We start from the raw sequence: 22,191 nt of genomic DNA, 5'->3' as shown, positions 1-22,191 counted from the left end.
GGAATAGCGGCGGGTTATGGAACAGTTAGCCTTTTTTGATATCCCGAGTCCTTGTATCGGTGTGTGTGTTACCGATGCGCGCGGTTACTGTAATGGTTGCCTGCGAAGCCGTGACGAAAGATTCAATTGGTTAACGTTTTCAGATGCGCAAAAGTATGATGTCATTCGCCTGTGTACTCAACGTAAACGTCGTCGCCAGTTAGCGATGATGAAAGCAAGGCAAGCACAAATAGAGCAAGAAAGAGCAGCGTTAAACCCACAGTTGAATTTTGAGCCTGAGCCTGAAGCCGATCTGGATTTTGGTGGCTTCGAGCTAGACTAATAGGTTGAATTGACTTGTTTAACTCGTTTTTTGTATTCGCGAGTGGGATTCATGACTGACTTGTAATAGTCTCATCTCGATTCCTATTACAGCTTACGTTTTTTCGGCCAGATTAAACTAAATCGAGTATGTTGTGCATCACTTGTAACACTCACATTCCCTTGATGTCGTTGCATAATCCGTTTGATGATCGCAAGGCCTAAACCATGTCCTTTATTGCCATTCTGTACCGATTGGCTGCGATAAAATGGCTCGAACACTTTCGGTAAATCCACCGCAGGGATAGGTTCGCCGTCGTTACTTACACTTAAATTGACCCTATGCTGGGTCTGCTTAACTTCAATAATGATTTCAGTGCGGGCAAAGCGTTGTGCATTGGTCAGTAGATTTTGTAGCGCCCTTTCGATTAATGCGGGTTCTCCGAATAAGGGCAGTTTTTCGACTTCGGCTTTGAGCGTTATAGGCGTTGGACTTAAGGTTTCTAGGCGCTTAATACTTTGATTGATGAGATTAATTAAATCGTACTCATCCAACTGGATACCTTCTCGCTGTGACTCTAAGCTGGCGTAGGTCAGCAGTTCTTGAAGTAAGTCTTCCATTTCTTTGATGTCGAGCTGCATTTCATCGAGAAAGTCTTGTCGCTTCTGTTCGTCCGAATCTGGCTGACAATACATAGGCATAAGTGCAAGAGCGAATTTGAGCCTCGCCAGTGGCGTGCGGATCTCATGGGATACCGCATTAGATAGGTGTTTCTGGTTCTCAATCAAGGCGCTGATATGTCGCGCCATTTCGTTAAACGTATTGGCTAAGGGCTTAACTTGGGAGCGATTTGACAGGGTAATCCGCGTGTCCCATTTGGCTTCGCCAAATTCTTTGGTGGCCTTACGCAGTATGCTCAAATCCCGTGAAAGCGGGCCGACCCAAATTAGCGCAACGAGGGCGAGCGATAAATAAAAGAACAGGGTGAACAGGCTGCGAAGGTTAGCTCTGGGATCTATGTCCAGCGGCCCTGCCATTAAGACTTGATCGTCTACTCGAATAAATTGCAGCAGGCTATCATCATTGGCCGTGGTGGTGAACACCTTGCTTGTGCTTAACGCTTGATTATCTGCCAGCGCGACTTGATCTGCATTGAGTAATTGCAGTGGCATCACAGGGTTCGCTGGGATCGCCTTCAGATACCGTTGGCGGGCATCGGGAGGTAATTCCGCTAATAATTGCGCCAATGCCACTAACGGCGCATCGAGGGCATTATTGTCATCAACATTCTTCTGCCACAGGCTGTCGAGTGTCCAGCCAATCCCAAGCACGCTGAGACTGAGTAGCAGATATAAACTGATAAAGAGACGTTTCACTGTATTTGTGCTTAGTTATTCCAAGCTTCAGGAGCAAAGAGATAACCTTGTCCCCAAACGGTTTTAATTCTGAAAGGTGTCTCGATATTATCGTTGAGTTTTTTACGTAATCTAGAGATCCGCACGTCAATTTTTCGATCTTTACCATCGAAATCAATATTGAGTAACAACTGATAAATATACTGACGGCTGAGCACTTGGCCCGCTTGCGAGGCCAGTAACCACAGCAATTCGAATTCATGGCTGGTGAGATCGATTTCAGTTTCATTAAGACGAATCGCATGGGTATGCGGGTCGATACTCAATTTACCGAAGGTTAGACAATGTGATTCTGCCTGTGGTGGCTGATTCTGACGGCGAAGTAAGTTGTTGATCCGCGCAACTAACAGAGCAGGATCGACGGGCTTGACCACGTAGTCATCGGCACCGAGTTCTAGTCCTTTGATTTGATCTTCGCTTGAGCCAAGTGCGCTCATCAATAGGATTGGACCTGCGAAATAATCGGGCAGTTTCTCACACAGAGTGAGACCATCCATGCCCGGTAGCATAATGTCTAACAGTATGATATCTGGCTTGTAATTGATTAATCGTGTTAGCACTGTATCGCCACGGCGTTCAACTTCAACATGCATACCATGGGATTTTAGGTAATCTACAATCAAGTTTGCTAGGCGAACGTCGTCTTCAACCAATAATACTCTGTGGTTCGATTGTGGGCTTGTCATTAAAATAAACTCCAAGGGTTGCGGTAACGTCTGCGAACCTGAGGTTGTGATGCAGAAGTGATTTTAAGTTTGGCACCAGCCAAAGTTTGGTTACTGTCTTTACTCACCATGACAAATTGAATATCCGTCATAGTGTGGATTTTCATGCTTAACGTATGGGTTGAAACTGAATCACTGCACCATTTGGGATAGGCGGCGTTGTCGGACAAGATACAGATAAGCTCATCTTTAGCGAGTTCCCACTGTAGTTCTATATAGACGTCACAGGCATCAGTTTCTGAACTTGTGATGCAAATTTCGGGTGTGAGTTTGAGTGCCGAGTCGCGAGTTTTGGCTTGTGCTGAACTTTGGCCCATCAAGCCGAGGCTTAGACCTATAAAGCAAAACAAGCTTAACTGAGGCAGTGTCACTAACGTTAGAACCTATAGGCAGCGCCGATAAAGTAGGTGCTGCTATAGTCTTGGTCTAACAAGGGACTGGCGGCAATCTCATCGGCAATTAGAGTGTAACGAACTGCCAACAGTAGATCCCAATTGTCAGTTAATATGTAACGGGCCGTCATTTCCGCACCTTTATCCCAACCTGATTTTGCTTGATATTTTTCGCTCCAATAGGCGTTTTCACTGGGTCTAACGCTGTAATAATAATCCACTACGGCTTGGCTCTTCCAATCAAATACCAGCGCAAACTCAAAAATGAAACGATCGTAATCCCAACCATAGGTCCATTTTATTTGTGCTTCTGAACCTTGATGCACATTAAACATATCATGAGTGTACGCCAATCTAATAATACCGAGCCGCGTATAGATGAATGCTTCGGCACCGCCAAGTAAGGTGAAGTTCCGAGTCTCTAAGGAATTAAACTCAGGCTCGGGCTCAGTCGATAAATACATACTATTTATGGCTTTGGCTTCAACTTGAGTGCCACGATTCAAAAAGATATTTGATGGGTCCCATTGATAGAAGTAGGCTCTATCTAAGCTATAACTTGTTACTAAGTTAATTGTAAAGCTTTCTTGCTCGGCTAAGGTATAACCTAAATTACCATTGTCGAAGAACCAGTGTTCGCCGTAATAGGCCACTGTTGGAATAAAGAACAATGGAATATCGTCAAAATCCCTGAGTGGATTGCTTTTTTGTCCCCAGCCTATGGCGATGCCTAGATCCCAGTTGTTCATCTCAATACATTGATTTTCTGGTGCACAGGCTTCTTTCGCCATTCCGATTGCAGGCAAAATACTTAAACTTGTAATGAGGACAAAAAGAATACGATACATGATTTAACGATTAAGGGCTGAGGTTAACAATATAGGAAAACAGATTAGCATTTTATGCTCAATTCAACAGTGGTTTCATTCACGGAGATGCAAAATGATACAGCTATCAATTAAATAATAAATTTATGGATTGCACAATATGTTGATAGTCATGCTAAAAGCTTATCTTGGCAGCTTTCGTACGGTTAATTGTGGATGTTAAATTTTGTGTTTTATAAGTTTCGAGTGTAACTGAAATGATGTTAATTATGATGTAAAAGCTGTGTTGCTTGGAAATAATAATGCCATTCGCAAGTGTGAATGGCACAGACTGAAGCCGAATAACCTACTTTGCGGTAATAACACAGAGATTAGAATGAAGATTAATTGACCTCAGTAACTGACTTGTAGCCCATTTCTGTCAATTGATCGTTTACACAATCAAGCACATATTGTTTTAGCTCAGCATTTTCGACTTGATCTTCAGAGGCCATCTGCTGGCACACTTCTTTCAGCTGAGCGAGATCGGCTGCTGGTGCAGGCGGTAAAGAGGAGTCGTCAGCAAAGGAAGTGAAACTTACTAATGCCAATAGAGTAAAAACAGCTGATAACTTATTCATTTTATTTCCTTTAGTTATGTATTGTTAACCACAGATTAAGATGCATTCTCTTAATTCCACTGTGCCAACATCAGCAATTTATCACTGCTATTCTGTTTTAGATATAAATAATTTTTACCTTTCTTGATTAAGGTTTTTTACCTTGTTTTCCCTTGATTCGCTTCAAGTAAATGGGCTGGCTGAGTGTACTTTATTTGCTCTAGTTTGATTCATTCTCAGCATCTTTTGCTGCTTGAGTTAGGTTCACACCCCCCCCTCTGAACTCATGCGTGCTAAGTTGGCTCTTCTGAACTTGTGCTTGAAATTAATTGATGAAACTCTGCACATAAACTTATGTGCTTAACTTATGCGCTTAATTGTGTGTACAGTAGAACTTGGATTTCTTTCAAAAATGCTGCTTACATCACTTTAAGGACTTATTTGCGATAAAGTGCATTATTATCACTGTTTATGGTCGATTTTTAATGAAGGTTTAATCGCCGCTGTTAACTGAATTATGCGGTAGTTATAAGAAGTCATATAAAATGAGATATGACGCATGTTGTAGGCCGTTTTTTTCTAGAATATTGAATTAAAAAGAATTAATTTTTATGTGTTTTTTAGTTTAAATTTTATTTTACAGTTTATTATTTTAACTTTATGTTTTTATTGTTTATTTTTATGTGTTCGTTTGTTTTTGATGATTACATTGCTAAGATTATAGCTATCCTCTAGAATGCGCCGCTCTCGCAGGTGCGCGTGCATAAGATTAATGGCAAATGCTATTGATTTTTATTGAATTGTTGATTTTTCTCTAGGGGAACTCTGTGTCTACAAAACTGGCTAATCCAGCGCCATTAGGTTTAATGGGCTTTGGTATGACAACAATTTTGTTAAACATTCATAATGCGGGATATTTCCCTATTGATTCTATGATCTTAGCCATGGGGATTTTTTACGGTGGCATTGGTCAAGTGATTGTGGGGATTATGTGTTTCATGCGCGGCGATACTTTCGGTACGACGGCATTTACCTCATACGGTTTGTTTTGGTTAACGCTAGTGGGCCTCATTTTAATGCCTAATGCTGGCATTGCGGCGAGTCCAACGTATTTTATGGGCTGGTATTTAACGCTTTGGGGCATATTCACGGCATTCATGTTTGTGGGTTCTTTGCGTTATCCAAGAGCCAAACAGTTTGTGTTTGCTTCTTTAACTATCTTATTTTTCCTGCTGGCGGCGCGTGATTTTACGGGTAGCGCCTTGATTGGCACTATTGCGGGCTTTGAAGGGATACTTTGCGGTGCGAGTGCGATTTATTTTGCGATGGCGCAGGTGCTTAATAATGAGTATGGCCGTACGATTTTACCGGTTGGTGAATTGAAAAAGTAACGATTCAGCAATGCAGAGTTGTAAAAAAGGCTGATGAAGATCAGCCTTTTTTATGGGTGTTTTTAGCTGTACTAGATTTTAGTTTTAATATAGGCCACAGCTGCTTCATCTAAGCTACGGAGAGAAACATAACTCGTGCCTGCTTTGTGGGTGATCAAGAAGCCTTTTTCAGTTTCTTTAATCCGGTAAATGTCGGTCCATAAAATTTGGCTGGTCACAGACATGGATTGAGTGTGAATCCCTTGCTCATCAATGGTGAGTGTGACCTCATTGCTGGCCGCTTTACTCATCATCTGACGCATCAACCACCATGCTTTGTGATACTTCACATTTAGCGCTTCTATAACACCTAACCCAACAAAAAAGTAAGCTAAATAAAGGCTAATATCGGTGAAAATAAGCGCGATACCTATCAGGGTTAATCCAATGGCTTTGTAGTAAGGTTTGAGCGTGGGATCTGGTACCACTGATTGCGTATAGCATTCATCGAAATGGGCTTTATCTAAAATATACGTTGTGGAATATGAATAGGGCGTTGGCATCATGTCATCTAATTGAGGTGGCACTTAATGCGGGCTAGTGTAGCGATTACAGTGATGAAAGTAACTAACCTTGCTATTGCAAGCATGAATGAGCACTTTGGTGTTTTCAAATTCGACGTTCAAACCCGCTCGTTAATACAGGTCAAGATATGAGTTGGACAGAAATACGGCAACGGCTATATTAGTCTTGCCGTAAGCATTACTCGATTTTCGTGATTTGACACAAGGAGTGCAAAACATCATGGCCTTAGTCCCCAAAGATTTTGTAAATTACAAATCAACGCCGGTTTTCAACCATGACAACGTTCCTAAAATGTTGCTGCACATGCACAATACTAAGGCTGGCGTATATGGGCAGATCCAAGTGTTAACGGGCAGCTTAAAGTTTTATGGCTATACGGGTAGCAGGGGCGAATTAGATAAAGAAATTATTATTCGCGCAGGTGAAACCGCCATTTCACATCCTGAATATTGGCATAAAGTGGAGCTACTGACCGAAGATACTCAGTTTAGACTCCACTTTTATGCCCATAAGGATTCGGCCATAGTGGCGCAGCAACAATCCGAGCGAAGCGAATAGTACCTGGCTCCTATACCCTATTCACTACATGCGGTTCTTGGCTACTTCTTTTTAATAACGATTTACGCTAATAGCGATTTCGTTCCTTTGGAATATCAGTTAAATACTCCACAAATTCCACTTCAAAACCATGGGCATCGAAGAAGTAAATATTGCGTCGATAGGGATCTTCCATGCCATCTTTGGCAATAGGGAAACCTGCTTGGGTCAGTCTTGCTATCACAGCATCTAAGTTGTCGGTCACAAAGGCAAAATGCGCCAGTCCAATTTGATGACCAGCCAAATCGCGGTTTTCACCTTCACCATTGTCACTAAAAGCAATGTATTGATAATCATCGCCAAAATGAATCCAATTACGGGGTTTGCCGTACCAAGTGCCTTTATCGCCACCGCGAACACGCCAATGGGGGAAAGCCGCTTGATAAAAGCGCAGTGCTGCGGGGATGTCGTCTACCACTAAATTGATATGCTCTAAATGAATCATAATGCGTTCCTTGTAATGATTTTAGTCTGTTGCTGGTGGTTAAAATCTCAAGCCGCTTACATACCGTAACAGTACTCCTGCTGTTTTGGGTACGCTTGATTGGCATGTTGTTCACGAATGGGGGCTAATGCTTGGGCGTATTGATGCAGCATATATAAGCTGTATTGCACTCTTTCCCTAAGCGCGATATCGCGGGCACTCTCAGGGATTGCATTGAGTACATGGCTGACATTTCGGATGATTAAGTGATCGGGTATGGGCACTAATTTATTGTTTTTAAGGGCATTCATCTTCACTTCAACGATAGGGTAAGTACCGCTAATACCATCCGATATTGAGACTAATAAGGCGGGTTTATGGGCGGTTTCTTCACGAGTACACATCAACAAAAAGTTCTTCAGTAATGGTGATGCCATGCCGCCCCATTCTGGGGTGATCAGCACTAGCGCATCGGCTTCATCGACTCTGTGCTCTATTTCGGGCCAGTGTTCACCTTTGTTGTCTTCTTCTCCGTCCCAAAAGGGCAGATTAAACAGGCATAGTTCTAAGTGATGTATCGTGTCGTAACCCATGTTGTGGGGAGATGAGAAACTGCTTTCCGCGATATAACGACCGACTTTAGCACTTTGTGAATCGGGTCTTTGGCTGGTGCTGATGATGAGTAATTTCATTAAGTAAACCTATTTGTTTATAAATTATTTGTAAGGTAATTGCTTTATTTAACCTTGTAAAGGATAAAGTAAATAAAAAAGTTTATTTAATCTGTTAAAGCTGCGGAGATTGGGAGATAATGCTTCGGCTGAAATCGGGGAGACTCAATGAAAACTACTGATAAGATTATTCAATTACTCAAGTTGCATGGCCCGCTTACCGCTAAAACCTTAGCGGAGGAATTGGCGTTAACGACTATGGGGGTTCGTCAGCATCTTCAGGCTTTGGAAGATATGGGTGATGTGGATATTGAGGATCGAGTTGAAGGTCGCGGTCGCCCAACACGTTACTGGGGATTAACTGAACAAAGCCGTACTCACTTTGCCGATCGCCATGAGGAATTGACGGTACAGCTGATTGACTCGGTAAAAATGATCTTTGGCGACCAAGGCTTGGATAAGCTTATCGGTCACAGGGAGCAAAGTGCGTTAGTCCAATATCGTGCGGCAATGGAAGGTGCTACTGATATTCCGACACGTTTGGCCATACTTGCGAAATTACGCTCGAACGAAGGTTATATGGCGACCATAGAACACATCGATGGTGTGTATTTTTTACTCGAAAATCATTGTCCTATCTGCGCCGCAGCGACTAAGTGTTTGAACTTTTGCCGCTCTGAGTTGCAACTTTTCCAGCAGTTATTCGCTGATATTGCCGTGGTGAGCCGCGAAGAACATATCATCGAAGGTGCTCGCCGCTGTGCATATAAAATTGCGGCAATTAAAGTTGCGGCGATAGCCTAGTAGTGCACTTAAGTTGTTTGCTTGAGGCGTTTTATCTGTGGGATAAAACGTCACTGAAAGCTAACGCTATATATTAAGCATTAAACCTCGGAGCTTAGGGCTTATCAGGTTCGTGATAGGCCAATAATGTTTCGAAACGAGGATGTCCTTTAAGTTGTGAGAAATCAGCTTCATCCAACGCTAGCTCTTTGAAGGATGCGCTGTTATGGATGGCGCGTTCCAAATCAGAAATTGCCCTATCTTCAACACCTAAACACGCAAAGGCGCAGGCTCTTTGATAAAAAGCATGGGCGTTAGTCGGGTCAACCTCTAAAACACGATTACATAGGCTTTGTGCCCAATTAAATTCGCGCATTTCCATTGCGGCATCGGCCTTGTAGGTCAGCGCTTCCAAGTCTCCAGGTCGAATCGTGAGGATTTCATCGTAGACTTCAATTTTTTGTTCGGGAGTCTGGGCACTTTGGGCACGTAGCCACAGATTATGAATTTCATTAATCACTTCTATTTCACGATTATTGTCTGTGATAGTACGACTCTTATGCTTGAGTTCTTGCTCGAGTAATTTGAACTTTTCTTCGTATTGTTCGGCAATACTCTGTAGCTGATTCGCGGCCAGTTTGGCGGTATGTGTCTTGATTTCCCGTAGGGATTGCCAGCCGATAAAGGCGACTAAAGAGGCGACGCCGGCGATCATATAAAAGAAGTAAGTGACAGTGACATTGGCGTAATTCATCGACTTGTCGGCAACGGCCAGTTCGCGATCTGTGATATCTATGGTGAGGCGCCGCTCAAGATCCTGTTGATCGTATCTGAGAGATTTGAGTTCATCGAAGACGTAGCGCTCTATCAGCGGTTTATCATGGATGGCGAAAGGTTGAGGCGCTTCAGGGGGATTTTCTGCATCGCTCGCTTGAGTGAAGAATGAGCTCGCGAGTATCACTAAAAACAAGGCTAAAAATAGCAGGTTCGAACGTATCATAACGGGACTTGCAGATAAGTTTTTGATGCGGTAACCACTCACAATAAGATGAATTGAACGCCTAGCTTAACAAATTTTGCCTAGTTTGATCTAATTTTGCTCTAAATAACCTCTGTGATGCTTACAGTATTAGCTCGCTATGACCTGAACTCGCATCCTGCTAGAATGGCTATCCCATTCATATTTCGTCATTTGTGGTGTTATGCAGTCTAAGCGCGGCCGACTCGATCGTTATCTTTGTACCCAGTTACACACTCACCGTAAAGCGGTGCGTGAACTGTTACTCTTGGGCCGAGTTCGTGTTGATGGATTGATAGTGAAGGACATGGATAGGCAAGTGGATGAGTTTTCTCACATCCAACTCGATGGGCAAATATTACAGGCCAACACGCCAGTTTATTTGATGTTGCATAAGCCGATTGGCGTGGTGAGCGCGACTAAAGATACTCAGCATAAAACCGTGATTGATTTGCTTGATTGCGAAGCCCGTGATGAGTTACATATCGCGGGTAGACTAGATTTAAATTCTTCGGGTTTGTTATTACTGACCAATGACAGCCGCTGGTCTGATGCACTAATGTCACCGACGCATAAGGTCGATAAAGTGTATCGCGTCACCTTAGCTAATCCATTAACTGAAGAATATATCGCCGCATTTGCCGAAGGTATGTATTTCAGCTTTGAAGATATAATGACTAAGCCCGCTAAATTGGTGATCCTTGCTGATCATGTTGCTGAAGTGACTTTAAAGGAAGGTAAGTACCATCAAATTAAGCGGATGTTTGGTCGCTTTCGAAACCCAGTTGTTGGTCTACATAGATTATCAATAGGTGATATTGTGTTGGATGAAGCTCTGGCGTCGGGCGAAAGTCGTGTGCTGACTGCCGCAGAAGTGGCTTGTATCCGCTGCAAACCGGTAGCTTAGAGACATAGGGCAATTCAATTTATCAGCCATTATTCTGCGTATTCTAAATATAAAAATGGACTTGAGAATCAGGTGTCCCAAGCCCGTGATATGGGATTAGAGATCGGCGTGGGGGCCGAATACTTCATAGTGCATGTTTTCAGCTGAGACACCCAGAACGAGTAATTGTTGCTTGATGGCTGACATGAATCCAATAGGTCCGCAGAAATAGTAACGTGCATGGGGAAGCAGTTGCTCTGCGACTTTGCTTAATTCCATTTGTCCTTCAAAATCATAATCTGTACCCACCACATCGGTTGAACTCGGCTTGCGATACCAAACATGGCTCTTCAGATTATGATGTTGCTGGCGCTTGGTGTGAATAGCCTGTTTGAAACCATGTACATCACCTTGCTCACAGGCATGTAGCCAAGTAATAGCACTTGGATGTTGCAACTTGATCAATTGATTCAACATGCTTTTCATCGGTGTTTGACCCACTCCTGCCGAAATGAGCACTACGGGGATGTCCGCCCCAACTTCTAAGATAAAATCTCCCGCCGGCGGCATAACTGCAATTTTGTCACCGATATGCATGGTATCGTGTAGCAGATTAGATACTTGGCCACCTAATTCACGTTTCACACTGATGCGGTAGCTGTTGCCATTCGGTGCATCGGATAGGGAATATTGGCGGATTTCTTCATATGCTAAATTGGGATGTTTTAGCTTCAAACTTAAGTACTGACCGGGAATGAAATCTTTAACTGGTTTACCATCTTCGGGCGTCAATATGAAGGAGGTAATGACTGTGGACTCAGTCTTTTTCGCGCTAATGATAAACTGACGCTCACCCAACCAACCGCCATCTTGTTCTGCATGTGCCTGATAAATTTGAGCTTCTCGTTGAATAAAGATATCTGCTAAAAATCCATAGGCCTGCGCCCAAGCTTCTAATACTTCTTCTGTTACTGCATCACCGCCTAACTCTTTAAGGGTGGCTAATAAGTGGCTGCCGACGATCGCATATTGCTCAGGCTTGATCAGAAATCCTGTATGTTTTTGGGCAATGCGCTCGACAGTCGAACTTAGCACCGCTAAGTTTTCAATATTTTTAGCATAAGCCGCGACGGCGTTTAACAGGGCAACAGGCTGGCCACCAGAATGCTGGTGTGCCAAGTTAAATACATCTTTTAATTCAGGATTATGTTTGAACATACGTTCATAAAAATGGGTCGTCAGCGCAGGGCCTGCGGATTCGAGTAAGGGGATAGTGCTCTTGATAACTTGGATTGTACGGCTGTCCAACATAGAAAATCCTTAACGTGCAAATATTATGAATGTTAAATGAGTTTAAAGATCTATTTGATTTGGATCAATAGTGATGATCGCAATTCGTGCTACCGATAAGCGTGATTAAGGTCATTTGAAGTGCTTTATCAAAGCGGGTACGAGGTAGGGGGTGGTAAATAAACGTATTATTTCAATACATTACAGATGGTTTAAGGGAGGTTAACTGCAACAGCAAAGCTTATTGCAGTCATAGTGTGGTTTTTTGACTTAGAGTTTAAATGCACTCACTTGATTGCGCATACTGTTGGCGAGTTTAGTTAAATTAACCACAGATTCACTTAATTCAGCCGCCGATGCGGTGGAATGTTCGGCAATATCGCTGATGGCAATAATACTGCGATTAATGCTTTCGGCAACGCTACTTTGTTCTTCGGCAGCGGTCGCAATATGAGTATTAAGTTCTGTGATGCTATCTACTGAGGAGACGATTTCTTTCAGTGCTTGGCCTGCTTGATTCGCTTTATCATTAGCATCATCTACTTGATTTATACCTATTTCCATAGCGTTAACTGCTTCTTTAACGCCTTGTTGTAGTGTGGCAATCATGGCCTCAATTTCTTGGGTAGACTTTTGGGTGCGCTGCGCAAGGGTCCGCACTTCATCCGCAACGACTGCAAAGCCGCGGCCTTGTTCCCCCGCGCGGGCCGCTTCAATGGCGGCATTTAATGCCAATAGATTGGTTTGCTCGGCAATGCTTTTTATCACATCGAGTACGCGGCCGATATTTTGGCTTTCATTAGACAGAAATCCAATGACTTGTGCCGTTTTTTGAATTTGATCAGATAATTGCGACATACTGCTAATCGATTGCATCACAATATTATTGCCATTGGCGGCATAGGTATCGGCATCTTTGGCTGAATCTGCCGCTGCAGATGCGCTTTGGGCGACTTCTGCGACCGTTGCCGTCATCTCATTCATGGCCGTTGCAGTTTGCTCCGTTTCGGCTTGCTGCTGTTGCATACGTTTATTGGTTGCCTGCGTGAAGCTACTTAACTCATTTGCTGAACTATTAACGGTATTTGCCGCTTCGGCAATCGAATGAAGAATGCCCCGCAAGTGTTCAATAACTTGGGTGAGGCTAGTGGATATTTGTCCTAGTTCATCGTGATTAAAAGTAGTGAATTTGACGGTAAGATCAGAGTCTTGATGGATCAGCTTAAGTTTACTGAGAATGTCATTAATAGGATTCATCACGCTGCGATTGACCCAGAGCCCAATCACAATACTGATAATCATGGCGGCACAGGCTAATGCTACAAAAATAGTGATTGAAGATTGGTAAATGGCATTCACACGATCTTTTTCTTCGCCTGCCACGCGAATTTGCAGTGCAATCAGTTCAGATATTTGGTTACTGATGGGGTCTATGACTTGGTAAAGCGGCAGGATATTGGCCGATAATTGGCTTGATACATCACCATTTAATCCTCTTAAGCGTGAGACCAGAGTGTCAATCTGTTGATTTGCGGGTGAGAACAGCACTTCGGCTTGTTTTACGAGTCGGGATTCTTCTGAGGTAAGTTCAGTGGCTAAGTATTTTTGCCAATGCTGGGTAATGGTAGATTTGGCACTGTCTAGCGCTTCAGCTGCTTGAGAGGCGGTGAAACCACCCGCGTTCGCCTTATTGACCGCATCGATAACATCGACCGCGTATTTATCAGCAATCACTTTTAAATCGTCTAGTGGCACAACTCTATCGCCATAGATACGTTCAACACCCGATTCAATTTTACCCATCATATTAATGGCGAGAAAGCCAATCGTCATTAGCATTACAAGGGGAACCAGAATGCCGATAAACATTTTTTGTTTTATTTGTAAACCGTTCATATGGATAGCCTCAGTGAACTAAAGAGTCCTTTAGGCAGAACTCTATCTATCCCTATGATGAGTCTGTAACAATAGGTATAGCAAATCTGAGGAAAGAGGGGAGAGTTACAGAAAATTTATTTTGCTTTAGATACAAAAAAACCTCGCTTGGCGAGGTTTAAATGTTGGTACAGATGAGAGGACTTGAACCTCCACGCCCTTGCGAGCACCAGCACCTGAAGCTGGCGTGTCTACCAATTCCACCACATCTGCATGGCTATTCGATATTTCATCGAATTGACAATCTTAACACTGTGAATCTTAACTTTTGAACTGCAATTTGGTACAGGTGAGAGGACTTGAACCTCCACGCCCTTGCGAGCACCAGCACCTGAAGCTGGCGTGTCTACCAATTCCACCACACCTGCACTGTACCTATCGCAGTTCTCTAAAATAAGTCGCTATCGCAACCCATTTAAAGATGGTGCCCGAACCCGGAATCGAACCAGGGACACGAGGATTTTCAATCCTCTGCTCTACCGACTGAGCTATTCGGGCGACGGGCGCAATTTAAAGGCTTTTCGGGTTTTGAGTCAATAGATTTTTACTAAATAACGGAAAAAGTGACTCAGTTGGATAAGATTTACACGAAAGTGTCATTTGTGTTGGTATTGAGAATGTAAAAATAGCCAAACCACTATCCACACTGAGAACTTAGCGTTATCTATTTATGGCTTATCTAGGGTCACCAAGCAAAAAAATGCCCCTATTAAAGGGGCATTCTCGGTTAGTTTGATAAGATTTCATTGTTTGGGAAGTTAGCTTGCATTACCATGAGCACGTTTTGCTTCAGCTTGCTCTGACCTAATTCGCCATAAGCTTCTATCATTATCTCTAATGCCCGTTCATTTGAAGGGGTGCCAGGGTATGTTTCCATTACAGATTGTGCTCGGATTGCTGCGGCGCTCCATGCATTCATCTTGAGATAATACTCGGCAACTTGAATTGAATATTTTGCTAAGCGATTCTTCAACGCTAACATGCGTTTTTGCGCATCGGCGGCATATTTGCTGTTAGGGTAGGTTTTGATTAGACGATCAAAATCTTTGAAAGCATCTTGAGCATTTTTAGGGTCACGATCGGTTCGGTCGATATTAAGCATGTCGTGGAACATGTAATTGTCGGCTTGCATGTTCACTAAACCGCGCATATAGAACACATAGTCTACATCTGGATGAGTTGGATTAAGACGGATAAATCTGTCTATGTTCGCAATACCAGAAGCGACATCGTCCATTTTATAGTAAGCATATATCAGGTCTAACTGGACTTGAGTTTTGTGAGGTCCGAAGGGGAAGCGTGAGTCTAACGCTTCCAAAGAACGGACAGCTTTAGAGTAATTGCCAAGCTCCATAGAGGTTCTTGCCTGAGTATAAAGTACATCAGGTGACGTTTTGGCGGCAATATCGTTATCATCAGGGCTGCTGCTACAGGCTGATAACGCTAGTGAAAATAGGACTAAGGTAACGCCTTTGGAAAATTTATACATACTTGAATTCAATTCTTTTTAAGTTGTAGTTAAGAATTTTTCCATTTCACTATAAAATAGAAAACATCCGATTGTAACAGATAGCACACATTTTTTGACCCCTAAATGGGGATACGGTTCCTATGACACAAGAGATTAATCTAAAAAGCGAGATTTCGGCAACACAAACTGGACTGAGATTAGATCAGGCCCTAGCAGAGTTGTTCCCAGATTACTCGCGCACGCGCATCAAGGAATGGATCCTATCTGATGCAGTTTATGTTGACGGCGTTGTCGTTAATAAGCCCCGAGAGAAAGTTTATGAGCTGCAACAGATACTCATAGATGCCACTCTTGAAGAAGAAGTTCACGCAGCGGCACAGACCATTGATCTGGATATCGTCTATGAAGATGACGACATTATTGTGATCAACAAGCAAGCGGGACTCGTGGTTCACCCTGGTGCTGGCAATGCCGATGGCACTTTGATGAATGCTCTGTTGCACCATTGTCCTGATATTGAGCATGTACCACGTGCTGGTATTGTGCACCGTCTGGACAAGGATACTACAGGTTTAATGGTTGTAGCCAAAACCGTTGAAGCGCAAACCCATTTAGTGGCCGCCTTGCAGGCCCGTGAAATCACTCGTGAATACGAAGCGATTGTGATGGGGACTATGACAGGTGGCGGTACTGTTGATGAGCCGATTGGTCGTCATCCAACGAAACGTACTCATATGGCGGTGCATCACTCAGGTAAACCTGCAGTGACGCATTATCGTGTGGCGGAAAAATTTCGTAACCACACTCGTCTAAGATTGCGCCTTGAATCTGGTCGTACTCACCAAATTCGTGTGCACATGGAATACATAGGCCACGTATTAGTGGGCGATCCTGTGTATGGTGGTCGTCCAAAACCGCCGAAATGGGCCAGCCCAGAGTTTTTTGATATTCTGAAAAACTTCAAGCGCCAAGCGCTGCACGCTGTGCGTCTTGAATTAGCGCACCCTGTGAGTTGTGAAATCATGAGCTGGCACGCGCCAATTCCTGAAGACATGGTGATTTTGACGAAAGCACTGCGTCAAGACACAGTCGAGCATCCGATCGAGTATTTGTAAGTGTTTCATCACGATTGGCCTGTTCCCGCTAATGTCAGCATCGCTATGACAAATCGTCATGGCGGTGTGAGCGTGCATCCTTATGACAGTCTGAATCTTGGACTGCATGTCGGTGATGCGCCAGAGTTGGTGATGGCTAATCGTGAATTACTCTGCAAACAATTAGCGTTAACCGCTGAGCCTGTCTGGCTCGAGCAAGTGCATGGTACTCATGTGCTTAATTTAGATGCGCTGAGCTTAGCTCCTGCTGTGGATACACCGATTGCCGATGCCTGTTACAGCCGAACCGCGAGCCTAGTTTGCGCTATAATGACTGCCGATTGTTTACCTGTGTTGTTGTGTAATCAAGCGGGAACCGAAGTGGCTGCAGCCCATGCCGGTTGGCGTGGTTTATGTGATGGCGTGATTGAGGCCACCGCGGCGCAGTTTAGTTCACCTATGGATGAGTTGATTGCCTACCTCGGCCCGGCTATTGGTCCACAAAAATTTGAAGTCGGTGTTGAAGTACAGCAAGCCTTTTGTACTTTACATCCGCAGTCTGCAGTGTGTTTTATTCCAAGTGGTAACAAGTATCTTGCCGATATTATTGGCTTGGCTAAATTACGCTTGAGTTTACTCGGTATAAACCATATTTATAGCGCAGATATCTGCACAGTCAGCGACACGGATTACTTCTCTTATCGTCGCGATAAGGTGACGGGACGCATGGCTTCATTGATCTGGCTTAAGTCTTAAGCTAATTCCCCTACAGTTTGTATTTATTTGCGCGTTATTCGCTTGAATTTGGCTAAATAGCCCCCATCTTTTAACTAACGAAATGTAATACCAATCCTATTTAGATCTCTCCATTAGCGGTACTGATTTTAAAGCCACTAAATTGGCAAGATGTCCTGTGGATTGGCATATCTCTACTATATGAGTGTTAGGAGGCTGTATGCGACTCGATCGTATGACCAATAAATTTCAGCTTGCCATCTCTGATGCCCAGTCACTCGCACTTGGGCGTGATCATCAGTTTATTGAACCGCTGCATTTGATGATGGCATTGTTGAACCAAGATTCAGGTTCAATCCATCCCTTATTGACCCAAGCTGGCATTCGAGTGAGTGCGCTGCGATCGCTCTTGAGTCAAGAGCTGGAACGCTTACCTCAAGTCGAAGGTACGGGCGGCGATGTACAATTATCCCAAGGTTTAATCCGTTTATTAAATCTGTGCGATAAATTGGCGCAAAAGCGTAAAGACAAATATATCTCTAGTGAATTATTTGTATTAGCTGCGTTAGAAGGTGTCGATGCTCTTGCGCAAGCGTTGAAAAAAGCCGGCGCGACCAAAGAGTTGATGGAGCAAACCATTGAACAAATGCGTGGCGGCCAAAAAGTGGATGATCCGAACGCTGAAGATCAACGCCAAGCGTTGAAGAAGTTTACTATCGATCTCACCGAGCGAGCTGAACAAGGCAAGTTAGATCCTGTGATCGGCCGTGACGATGAAATTCGCCGCACGATCCAAGTATTACAACGTCGCAGTAAAAACAACCCCGTCCTTATCGGTGAACCGGGTGTGGGTAAAACGGCGATTGTTGAAGGACTTGCCCAGCGTATCGTTAATGGTGAAGTCCCCGAGGGCATTAAAAATAAGCGTGTCTTATCCCTCGATATGGGCTCATTGATTGCGGGCGCTAAATATCGCGGTGAGTTCGAAGAACGTTTAAAAGCGGTATTGAATGAGTTAGCGCAGGAAGAAGGTCAAGTGATCCTCTTCATCGACGAACTGCATACTATGGTCGGTGCCGGTAAAGGTGAAGGCGCAATGGATGCGGGTAACATGCTCAAACCTGCGTTAGCGCGTGGTGACTTGCACTGTGTGGGCGCGACCACACTTGATGAGTATCGTCAGTATATTGAAAAAGATGCGGCGCTTGAACGTCGTTTCCAAAAAGTGCTGGTGGATGAACCAAGCGTTGAAGATACCATCGCCATTTTGCGTGGACTGAAAGAACGTTACGAGCTGCATCACCATGTGGAAATTACCGATCCGGCGATAGTGGCGGCAGCGACCATGTCGCACCGTTATGTGTCGGATCGTAAGTTGCCCGATAAAGCGATCGATTTGATTGACGAAGCGGCATCAAGCATCCGTATGCAGATGGATTCAAAACCTGAGTCACTCGACAGGCTCGAACGTCGTGCTATCCAGCTCAAACTGGAGGAGCAGGCGTTAGCCAAAGAAAATGATGAGGCGAGTCGTCGCAGGCTTGACCATCTGCAAGAGGAATTACGTGACGTTGAAGCGAAAGCTTCAGAGTTGAACGAAATCTGGCGTACTGAAAAAGCCGCATTAGCGGGCACTCAGCACATAAAAGCCGATCTCGAACAGGCTCGAATGGACTTAGAAGTGGCGCGTCGTGCGGGTGATTTAACTCGGATGTCTGAGCTGCAATACGGTCGTATACCTGAGCTTGAAAAACAGCTCGATTTGGCATCGCAAGCCGAAATGCAGGACATGACGTTATTGCGTAACAAGGTTACTGAGTTCGAAATCGCCGAAGTATTGTCAAAAGCGACGGGAATACCCGTATCGAAAATGCTTGAAGGCGAGCGCGAAAAATTACTGCAAATGGAAGTGGCGCTGCATGAACGAGTGATCGGCCAAAACGAAGCCGTCGATGCGGTCGCGAATGCGATTCGTCGTAGCCGCGCGGGTCTGGCGGATCCAAATCGCCCGATTGGCTCGTTCCTGTTCTTAGGCCCAACGGGTGTAGGTAAAACTGAGCTGTGTAAATCACTGGCGAGGTTCTTATTTGATACCGAATCGGCTTTAGTGCGCATTGATATGTCTGAGTTTATGGAGAAACACTCAGTATCGCGTTTAGTGGGTGCGCCTCCAGGATACGTGGGTTATGAAGAGGGCGGTTATTTAACGGAAGCCGTTCGTCGTAAACCTTATTCGGTGATATTGCTCGACGAAGTCGAGAAAGCGCATCCCGATGTGTTTAACATTTTACTGCAAGTGCTTGATGATGGACGCTTAACCGATGGTCAAGGTCGTACTGTCGATTTTAGAAATACAGTGATCATCATGACCTCGAACTTAGGCTCCGACATTATCCAAGAAGGATTTGGTCAAGTGACCTATGCAGAGATGAAAGCGGCGGTAATGAATGTGGTCACTCACAGTTTCAGACCCGAGTTTTTAAACCGTATCGATGAATCTGTGGTGTTCCATCCATTGGATGCTGCCAATATCAAGCGTATTGCTTCGATACAAATTGCTTCCTTACGCCAACGTTTGGCTGAAAAGGACTATACATTGGAGATCACCGACGACGCATTATCACTGATTGCGGAAATTGGTTTCGATCCTGTGTATGGTGCAAGACCGTTGAAACGGGCATTGCAGCAAGAAGTCGAAAACCCGCTGGCGCAGAAATTACTGCGTGGTGACTTGTTACCGGGTAAACCGATCAAGGTCAGCTGTGCGGGTGGCGAGTTAGTGTTCGAGCAATAACCTGTGACCAGTAGCTAGTAACTTAGTGTGTTGTTTGAATGCGATACGTTAATCGCAAGCTTGAAGTTGGATATGTTGAAATAGGCGAACTGAAATAAGCGTTCTTGAATGAACGAGCTTGAAATAAACTATCTTGCAATAAGAGATAGCGCTTCCTTAGTCAGTATCTCTCCCGCTTCAAGCACTAAAACGAAAGGAGCCGAGTTTTTAACTCGGCTCCTTTTTTATTGCATCAGCTTAATCGTTCTTCATTAATGTAGTGGCATAGTGAATTTGGCTACTTCTTATCACAGAAGAGTTTGATTCTTTCCTGCTGCTGGGCAATCGAGGCTTGGCGATCTTCTTCAGTCATAGCGACAGATTCATCCGAATCGGAAGTTTGGCGGATAAGCTTAGTATGCGTTGTGAGTATTTCTAAATTGTGTTTTGCACTCTCACAAATGGATTTAGCCTGTTTGGCGTCTTTTTCTTTGATCTGCGCCGCTGACTTTTCTAATTCATTGGCTTCAGAAGTGGCTTCCGCTTTCTTTACCGGTGCGATAAAACCCACTTTCGCCTGCTCTAAATCTTCACTGTAGAGCTTTTCTGCTTTGATGTTTTCTTGTTGCGGGGCTTGTTGGCTGTAATGCGTCACCCCATTTTCGTCGACCCAAGTATAGATAACGCCCGCAGAAACGGGGCCAATGAAAAGGCCGAGCCAGAGCCATCGATACAGTATTATTCTGAACATGTTCACTTTTAACATCGAAATTATCCCTAACTGGTCTCTCATCGACATGATAATAAAATATGTTATCTTGAAAGCTAACTTCTCTTCACTGAACTAGCGTAATAAGTGTATGCAAAATTCTTCAAATCAAACAGTAAAGAATAAAGGTATCTATTTACTGCCTAATCTTTTTACGACAGCAGGATTGTTTTCTGGCTTTTATGCTGTGATAGCTTCCATGAATGCTAACTTTGAAGCTGCTGCAATAGCCATTTTTATTGCCATGATTTGTGATGGGCTCGATGGCCGAGTGGCAAGACTGACTAATACCCAAAGTGATTTTGGTGCCGAATACGACAGTATGGCCGATATGGTGTCCTTCGGAATGGCGCCAGCACTACTCGCCTACAATTGGGCATTAGCGGACTTAGGTAAAATTGGTTGGTTGGCGGCATTTATTTATTGTGCAGGTGCGGCACTCAGGCTCGCTCGATTTAATACGCAAGTTGGCGTCGCCGATAAGCGTTACTTTCAAGGTCTCGCTAGTCCGGCCGCCGCCGCTGTTATTGCTGGCAGTATTTGGCTTGGTAATCAATACAGTCTCGATGGAAGAAACATCAGTTGGATTGCGGCCCTTGTTACTGCAGCAACCGGTTTACTGATGGTCAGCAATTTCCGCTATCACTCCTTTAAAGAAATTGACTGGCGTGGCAAGGTTAACTTTATCGTGATCTTACTGGTCGTTGGTGTATTTGTGGTGGTGTCAGTTCAACCTGCATTGATCTTATGTGTCGGCTTCTACTTATATGCGATTTCAGGCCCAATCATTACGATTCGAACCGTGAGAAAACTCAAAGTCGCACATGTTGTAGGAGATGATGTCGTGGCGAATGTCGAAACGGTTCCCTCGGCCCAAGCCGCTGCACAAACTCAAGTCGTTACAGATCTCGAGAAAGAGAAACAAGAAGAGCATAAATCTTAGGGCTCGTTCTTTTGAGCATTGCTTATCATTAGCTAGGTGTAAATAAGAGTAAGACATCACACAGGGCATAACGTTTTTAGAGGTTTGCTGATAGATATAGCGAAAAATAGCTATCAACTTCTGTTTATGCCCATTCAATCTATTAAAATCCCTGCAATAGGCGATTTCTTTTGCCAAACTTATCAACCCAAACTGCGATATTGCTCAGTATTGCAGTATATTTCTGCAGTTTGGTGGTTATTTATTCGCTTGGCGGAGATTGTTAAAAAAGCCCTTGCACAAAATCCTCTGCTGCCTATAATGCGCATCCACTGACACGGCAGACAGCGTTAAGCAGCCGGTGTGACAGTTCATTGATGAGTTTACTGATTGATGAGTGTTGAGAAAGTTTGCAAAAACTCCTTGACGCGAAACGGGAAATGCGTAGAATACGCAGCCCTAGCCAACTGGAAGCGTTCGGCGCTCAGTGTGGTACTCAAGTTCTCTTACGAATATTGAGTTGCTCTTTAACAAGATAAAACAAGAAATCTGTGTGGACACTCACAGGTGTTGAGTTAATCGAAACTGCTTAACCTTCGGGTTGGCAGT

Annotated in this window: 22 protein-coding genes and 3 tRNA genes; 9 read left to right on the top strand and 16 right to left on the bottom strand. The window is 44.0% G+C overall.

Annotation, left to right across the window (positions count from 1 at the left end; genetic code table 11):
* Positions 1-16: 16 nt before the first annotated feature.
* Positions 17-322 carry a DUF1289 domain-containing protein gene (locus L5M10_RS19905; RefSeq protein WP_028759256.1) on the top strand — a complete coding sequence of 102 codons (306 nt, stop codon included), beginning with the start codon at positions 17-19 and terminating at the stop codon, positions 320-322.
* A gap of 86 nt (positions 323-408) precedes the next feature.
* Here the strand turns inward: L5M10_RS19905 and L5M10_RS19900 are convergent, their stop codons facing one another.
* The 5 genes from L5M10_RS19900 to L5M10_RS19880 all read right to left on the bottom strand — a co-directional run bounded on the left by L5M10_RS19900 (position 409) and on the right by L5M10_RS19880 (position 4,280).
* Positions 409-1,677, bottom strand: coding sequence for an ATP-binding protein (locus L5M10_RS19900; protein WP_263237406.1), 1,269 nt, complete (start codon positions 1,675-1,677; stop codon positions 409-411).
* An 11-nt stretch (positions 1,678-1,688) separates the two neighbouring features.
* Entirely contained in the window at positions 1,689-2,402 is a 714-nt protein-coding gene (locus tag L5M10_RS19895) for a response regulator (protein WP_006080570.1), read from the bottom strand.
* The gene (locus L5M10_RS19890) at positions 2,402-2,812 is read right to left on the bottom strand and encodes a DUF3019 domain-containing protein (RefSeq protein WP_263255783.1); all 411 of its coding nucleotides are present in this window, start codon (positions 2,810-2,812) and stop codon (positions 2,402-2,404) included. The genes L5M10_RS19895 and L5M10_RS19890 overlap by 1 nt, the downstream gene beginning before the upstream one ends.
* A 5-nt stretch (positions 2,813-2,817) precedes the next feature.
* Positions 2,818-3,681 (bottom strand): MipA/OmpV family protein, encoded by an 864-nt coding sequence (locus L5M10_RS19885; protein WP_263164172.1) that lies wholly within the window; start codon positions 3,679-3,681, stop codon positions 2,818-2,820.
* Positions 3,682-4,043: 362 nt separating this feature from the next.
* Entirely contained in the window at positions 4,044-4,280 is a 237-nt protein-coding gene (locus tag L5M10_RS19880; RefSeq protein ID WP_028759260.1) for a hypothetical protein, read from the bottom strand.
* An 806-nt stretch (positions 4,281-5,086) separates the two neighbouring features.
* Here L5M10_RS19880 and L5M10_RS19875 point away from each other — a divergent pair.
* On the top strand, positions 5,087-5,650 hold the full coding sequence (locus L5M10_RS19875) for an acetate uptake transporter (protein WP_113939919.1): 564 nt from the start codon (positions 5,087-5,089) through the stop codon (positions 5,648-5,650).
* Positions 5,651-5,721: 71 nt separating this feature from the next.
* On the opposite strand, the gene L5M10_RS19870 is transcribed toward L5M10_RS19875, so the two are convergent.
* Positions 5,722-6,192 (bottom strand): YcxB family protein, encoded by a 471-nt coding sequence (locus L5M10_RS19870; RefSeq protein WP_219250433.1) that lies wholly within the window; start codon positions 6,190-6,192, stop codon positions 5,722-5,724.
* Positions 6,193-6,433: 241 nt separating this feature from the next.
* Between L5M10_RS19870 and L5M10_RS19865 the strand changes: the two genes are divergently transcribed.
* On the top strand, positions 6,434-6,772 hold the full coding sequence (locus L5M10_RS19865) for a DUF1971 domain-containing protein (RefSeq protein ID WP_168825047.1): 339 nt from the start codon (positions 6,434-6,436) through the stop codon (positions 6,770-6,772).
* Between the two features lie 67 nt (positions 6,773-6,839).
* Here L5M10_RS19865 and L5M10_RS19860 read toward each other — a convergent pair whose 3' ends face one another.
* Together L5M10_RS19860 and L5M10_RS19855 are read right to left on the bottom strand one after the other, a co-directional pair.
* A complete protein-coding gene (locus L5M10_RS19860) occupies positions 6,840-7,256 on the bottom strand; it encodes a VOC family protein (RefSeq protein ID WP_105249974.1) in 417 nt (138 codons plus the stop codon).
* A 56-nt stretch (positions 7,257-7,312) separates the two neighbouring features.
* Positions 7,313-7,927, bottom strand: a complete 615-nt coding sequence (locus L5M10_RS19855; RefSeq protein WP_028759265.1) for an NADPH-dependent FMN reductase — start codon at positions 7,925-7,927, stop codon at positions 7,313-7,315.
* A gap of 147 nt (positions 7,928-8,074) precedes the next feature.
* Here L5M10_RS19855 and L5M10_RS19850 point away from each other — a divergent pair, with 147 nt between their 5' ends.
* Complete coding sequence (locus L5M10_RS19850; RefSeq protein ID WP_263255782.1) at positions 8,075-8,710, top strand: helix-turn-helix transcriptional regulator; 636 nt, start codon at positions 8,075-8,077, stop codon at positions 8,708-8,710.
* A 94-nt stretch (positions 8,711-8,804) separates the two neighbouring features.
* Here L5M10_RS19850 and L5M10_RS19845 read toward each other — a convergent pair whose 3' ends face one another.
* A complete protein-coding gene (locus L5M10_RS19845) occupies positions 8,805-9,731 on the bottom strand; it encodes a TPR end-of-group domain-containing protein (RefSeq protein ID WP_028759267.1) in 927 nt (308 codons plus the stop codon).
* Positions 9,732-9,891: 160 nt separating this feature from the next.
* On the opposite strand from L5M10_RS19845, the gene L5M10_RS19840 reads away from it, so the two are divergent.
* Positions 9,892-10,614 (top strand): pseudouridine synthase, encoded by a 723-nt coding sequence (locus L5M10_RS19840; protein ID WP_263255781.1) that lies wholly within the window; start codon positions 9,892-9,894, stop codon positions 10,612-10,614.
* Positions 10,615-10,710: 96 nt separating this feature from the next.
* On the opposite strand, the gene hmpA is transcribed toward L5M10_RS19840, so the two are convergent.
* The 6 genes from hmpA to L5M10_RS19810 form a co-directional block, all read right to left on the bottom strand.
* Positions 10,711-11,904: an NO-inducible flavohemoprotein gene (gene hmpA, locus L5M10_RS19835; RefSeq protein ID WP_263255780.1), complete on the bottom strand. Its 1,194-nt coding sequence runs from the start codon at positions 11,902-11,904 to the stop codon at positions 10,711-10,713.
* A 249-nt stretch (positions 11,905-12,153) separates the two neighbouring features.
* On the bottom strand, positions 12,154-13,779 hold the full coding sequence (locus L5M10_RS19830; protein WP_173496965.1) for a methyl-accepting chemotaxis protein: 1,626 nt from the start codon (positions 13,777-13,779) through the stop codon (positions 12,154-12,156).
* Between the two features lie 165 nt (positions 13,780-13,944).
* Positions 13,945-14,031: transfer RNA gene (locus L5M10_RS19825), tRNA-Leu, on the bottom strand.
* Positions 14,032-14,099: 68 nt separating this feature from the next.
* Positions 14,100-14,186 (bottom strand) — tRNA-Leu (locus L5M10_RS19820).
* Between the two features lie 54 nt (positions 14,187-14,240).
* Positions 14,241-14,316: transfer RNA gene (locus tag L5M10_RS19815), tRNA-Phe, on the bottom strand.
* Between the two features lie 229 nt (positions 14,317-14,545).
* Complete coding sequence (locus L5M10_RS19810; RefSeq protein WP_105249967.1) at positions 14,546-15,307, bottom strand: outer membrane protein assembly factor BamD; 762 nt, start codon at positions 15,305-15,307, stop codon at positions 14,546-14,548.
* Positions 15,308-15,429: 122 nt separating this feature from the next.
* On the opposite strand from L5M10_RS19810, the gene rluD reads away from it, so the two are divergent.
* From rluD to clpB, 3 genes are all read left to right on the top strand, one after another.
* The gene (gene rluD, locus L5M10_RS19805; protein WP_263255779.1) at positions 15,430-16,404 is read left to right on the top strand and encodes a 23S rRNA pseudouridine(1911/1915/1917) synthase RluD; all 975 of its coding nucleotides are present in this window, start codon (positions 15,430-15,432) and stop codon (positions 16,402-16,404) included.
* The gene (pgeF, locus tag L5M10_RS19800; RefSeq protein WP_173496966.1) at positions 16,405-17,139 is read left to right on the top strand and encodes a peptidoglycan editing factor PgeF; all 735 of its coding nucleotides are present in this window, start codon (positions 16,405-16,407) and stop codon (positions 17,137-17,139) included.
* A gap of 199 nt (positions 17,140-17,338) precedes the next feature.
* Positions 17,339-19,912, top strand: coding sequence for an ATP-dependent chaperone ClpB (gene clpB / locus L5M10_RS19795; RefSeq protein ID WP_173246329.1), 2,574 nt, complete (start codon positions 17,339-17,341; stop codon positions 19,910-19,912).
* A 277-nt stretch (positions 19,913-20,189) separates the two neighbouring features.
* Here the strand turns inward: clpB and L5M10_RS19790 are convergent, their stop codons facing one another.
* Positions 20,190-20,657 (bottom strand): DUF4124 domain-containing protein, encoded by a 468-nt coding sequence (locus tag L5M10_RS19790; RefSeq protein WP_263164165.1) that lies wholly within the window; start codon positions 20,655-20,657, stop codon positions 20,190-20,192.
* 94 nt (positions 20,658-20,751) lie between these two features.
* Between L5M10_RS19790 and pssA the strand changes: the two genes are divergently transcribed.
* Positions 20,752-21,603, top strand: coding sequence for a CDP-diacylglycerol--serine O-phosphatidyltransferase (gene pssA, locus L5M10_RS19785; RefSeq protein ID WP_219235150.1), 852 nt, complete (start codon positions 20,752-20,754; stop codon positions 21,601-21,603).
* Positions 21,604-22,191: the final 588 nt, after the last annotated feature.

Source organism: Shewanella sp. SM32, from assembly GCF_025654235.1.
Lineage (GTDB): Bacteria > Pseudomonadota > Gammaproteobacteria > Enterobacterales > Shewanellaceae > Shewanella > Shewanella oncorhynchi.
The sequence above is the reverse complement of the archived record's forward strand: the minus strand, read 5'-3'. Positions and strand labels throughout refer to the sequence as shown.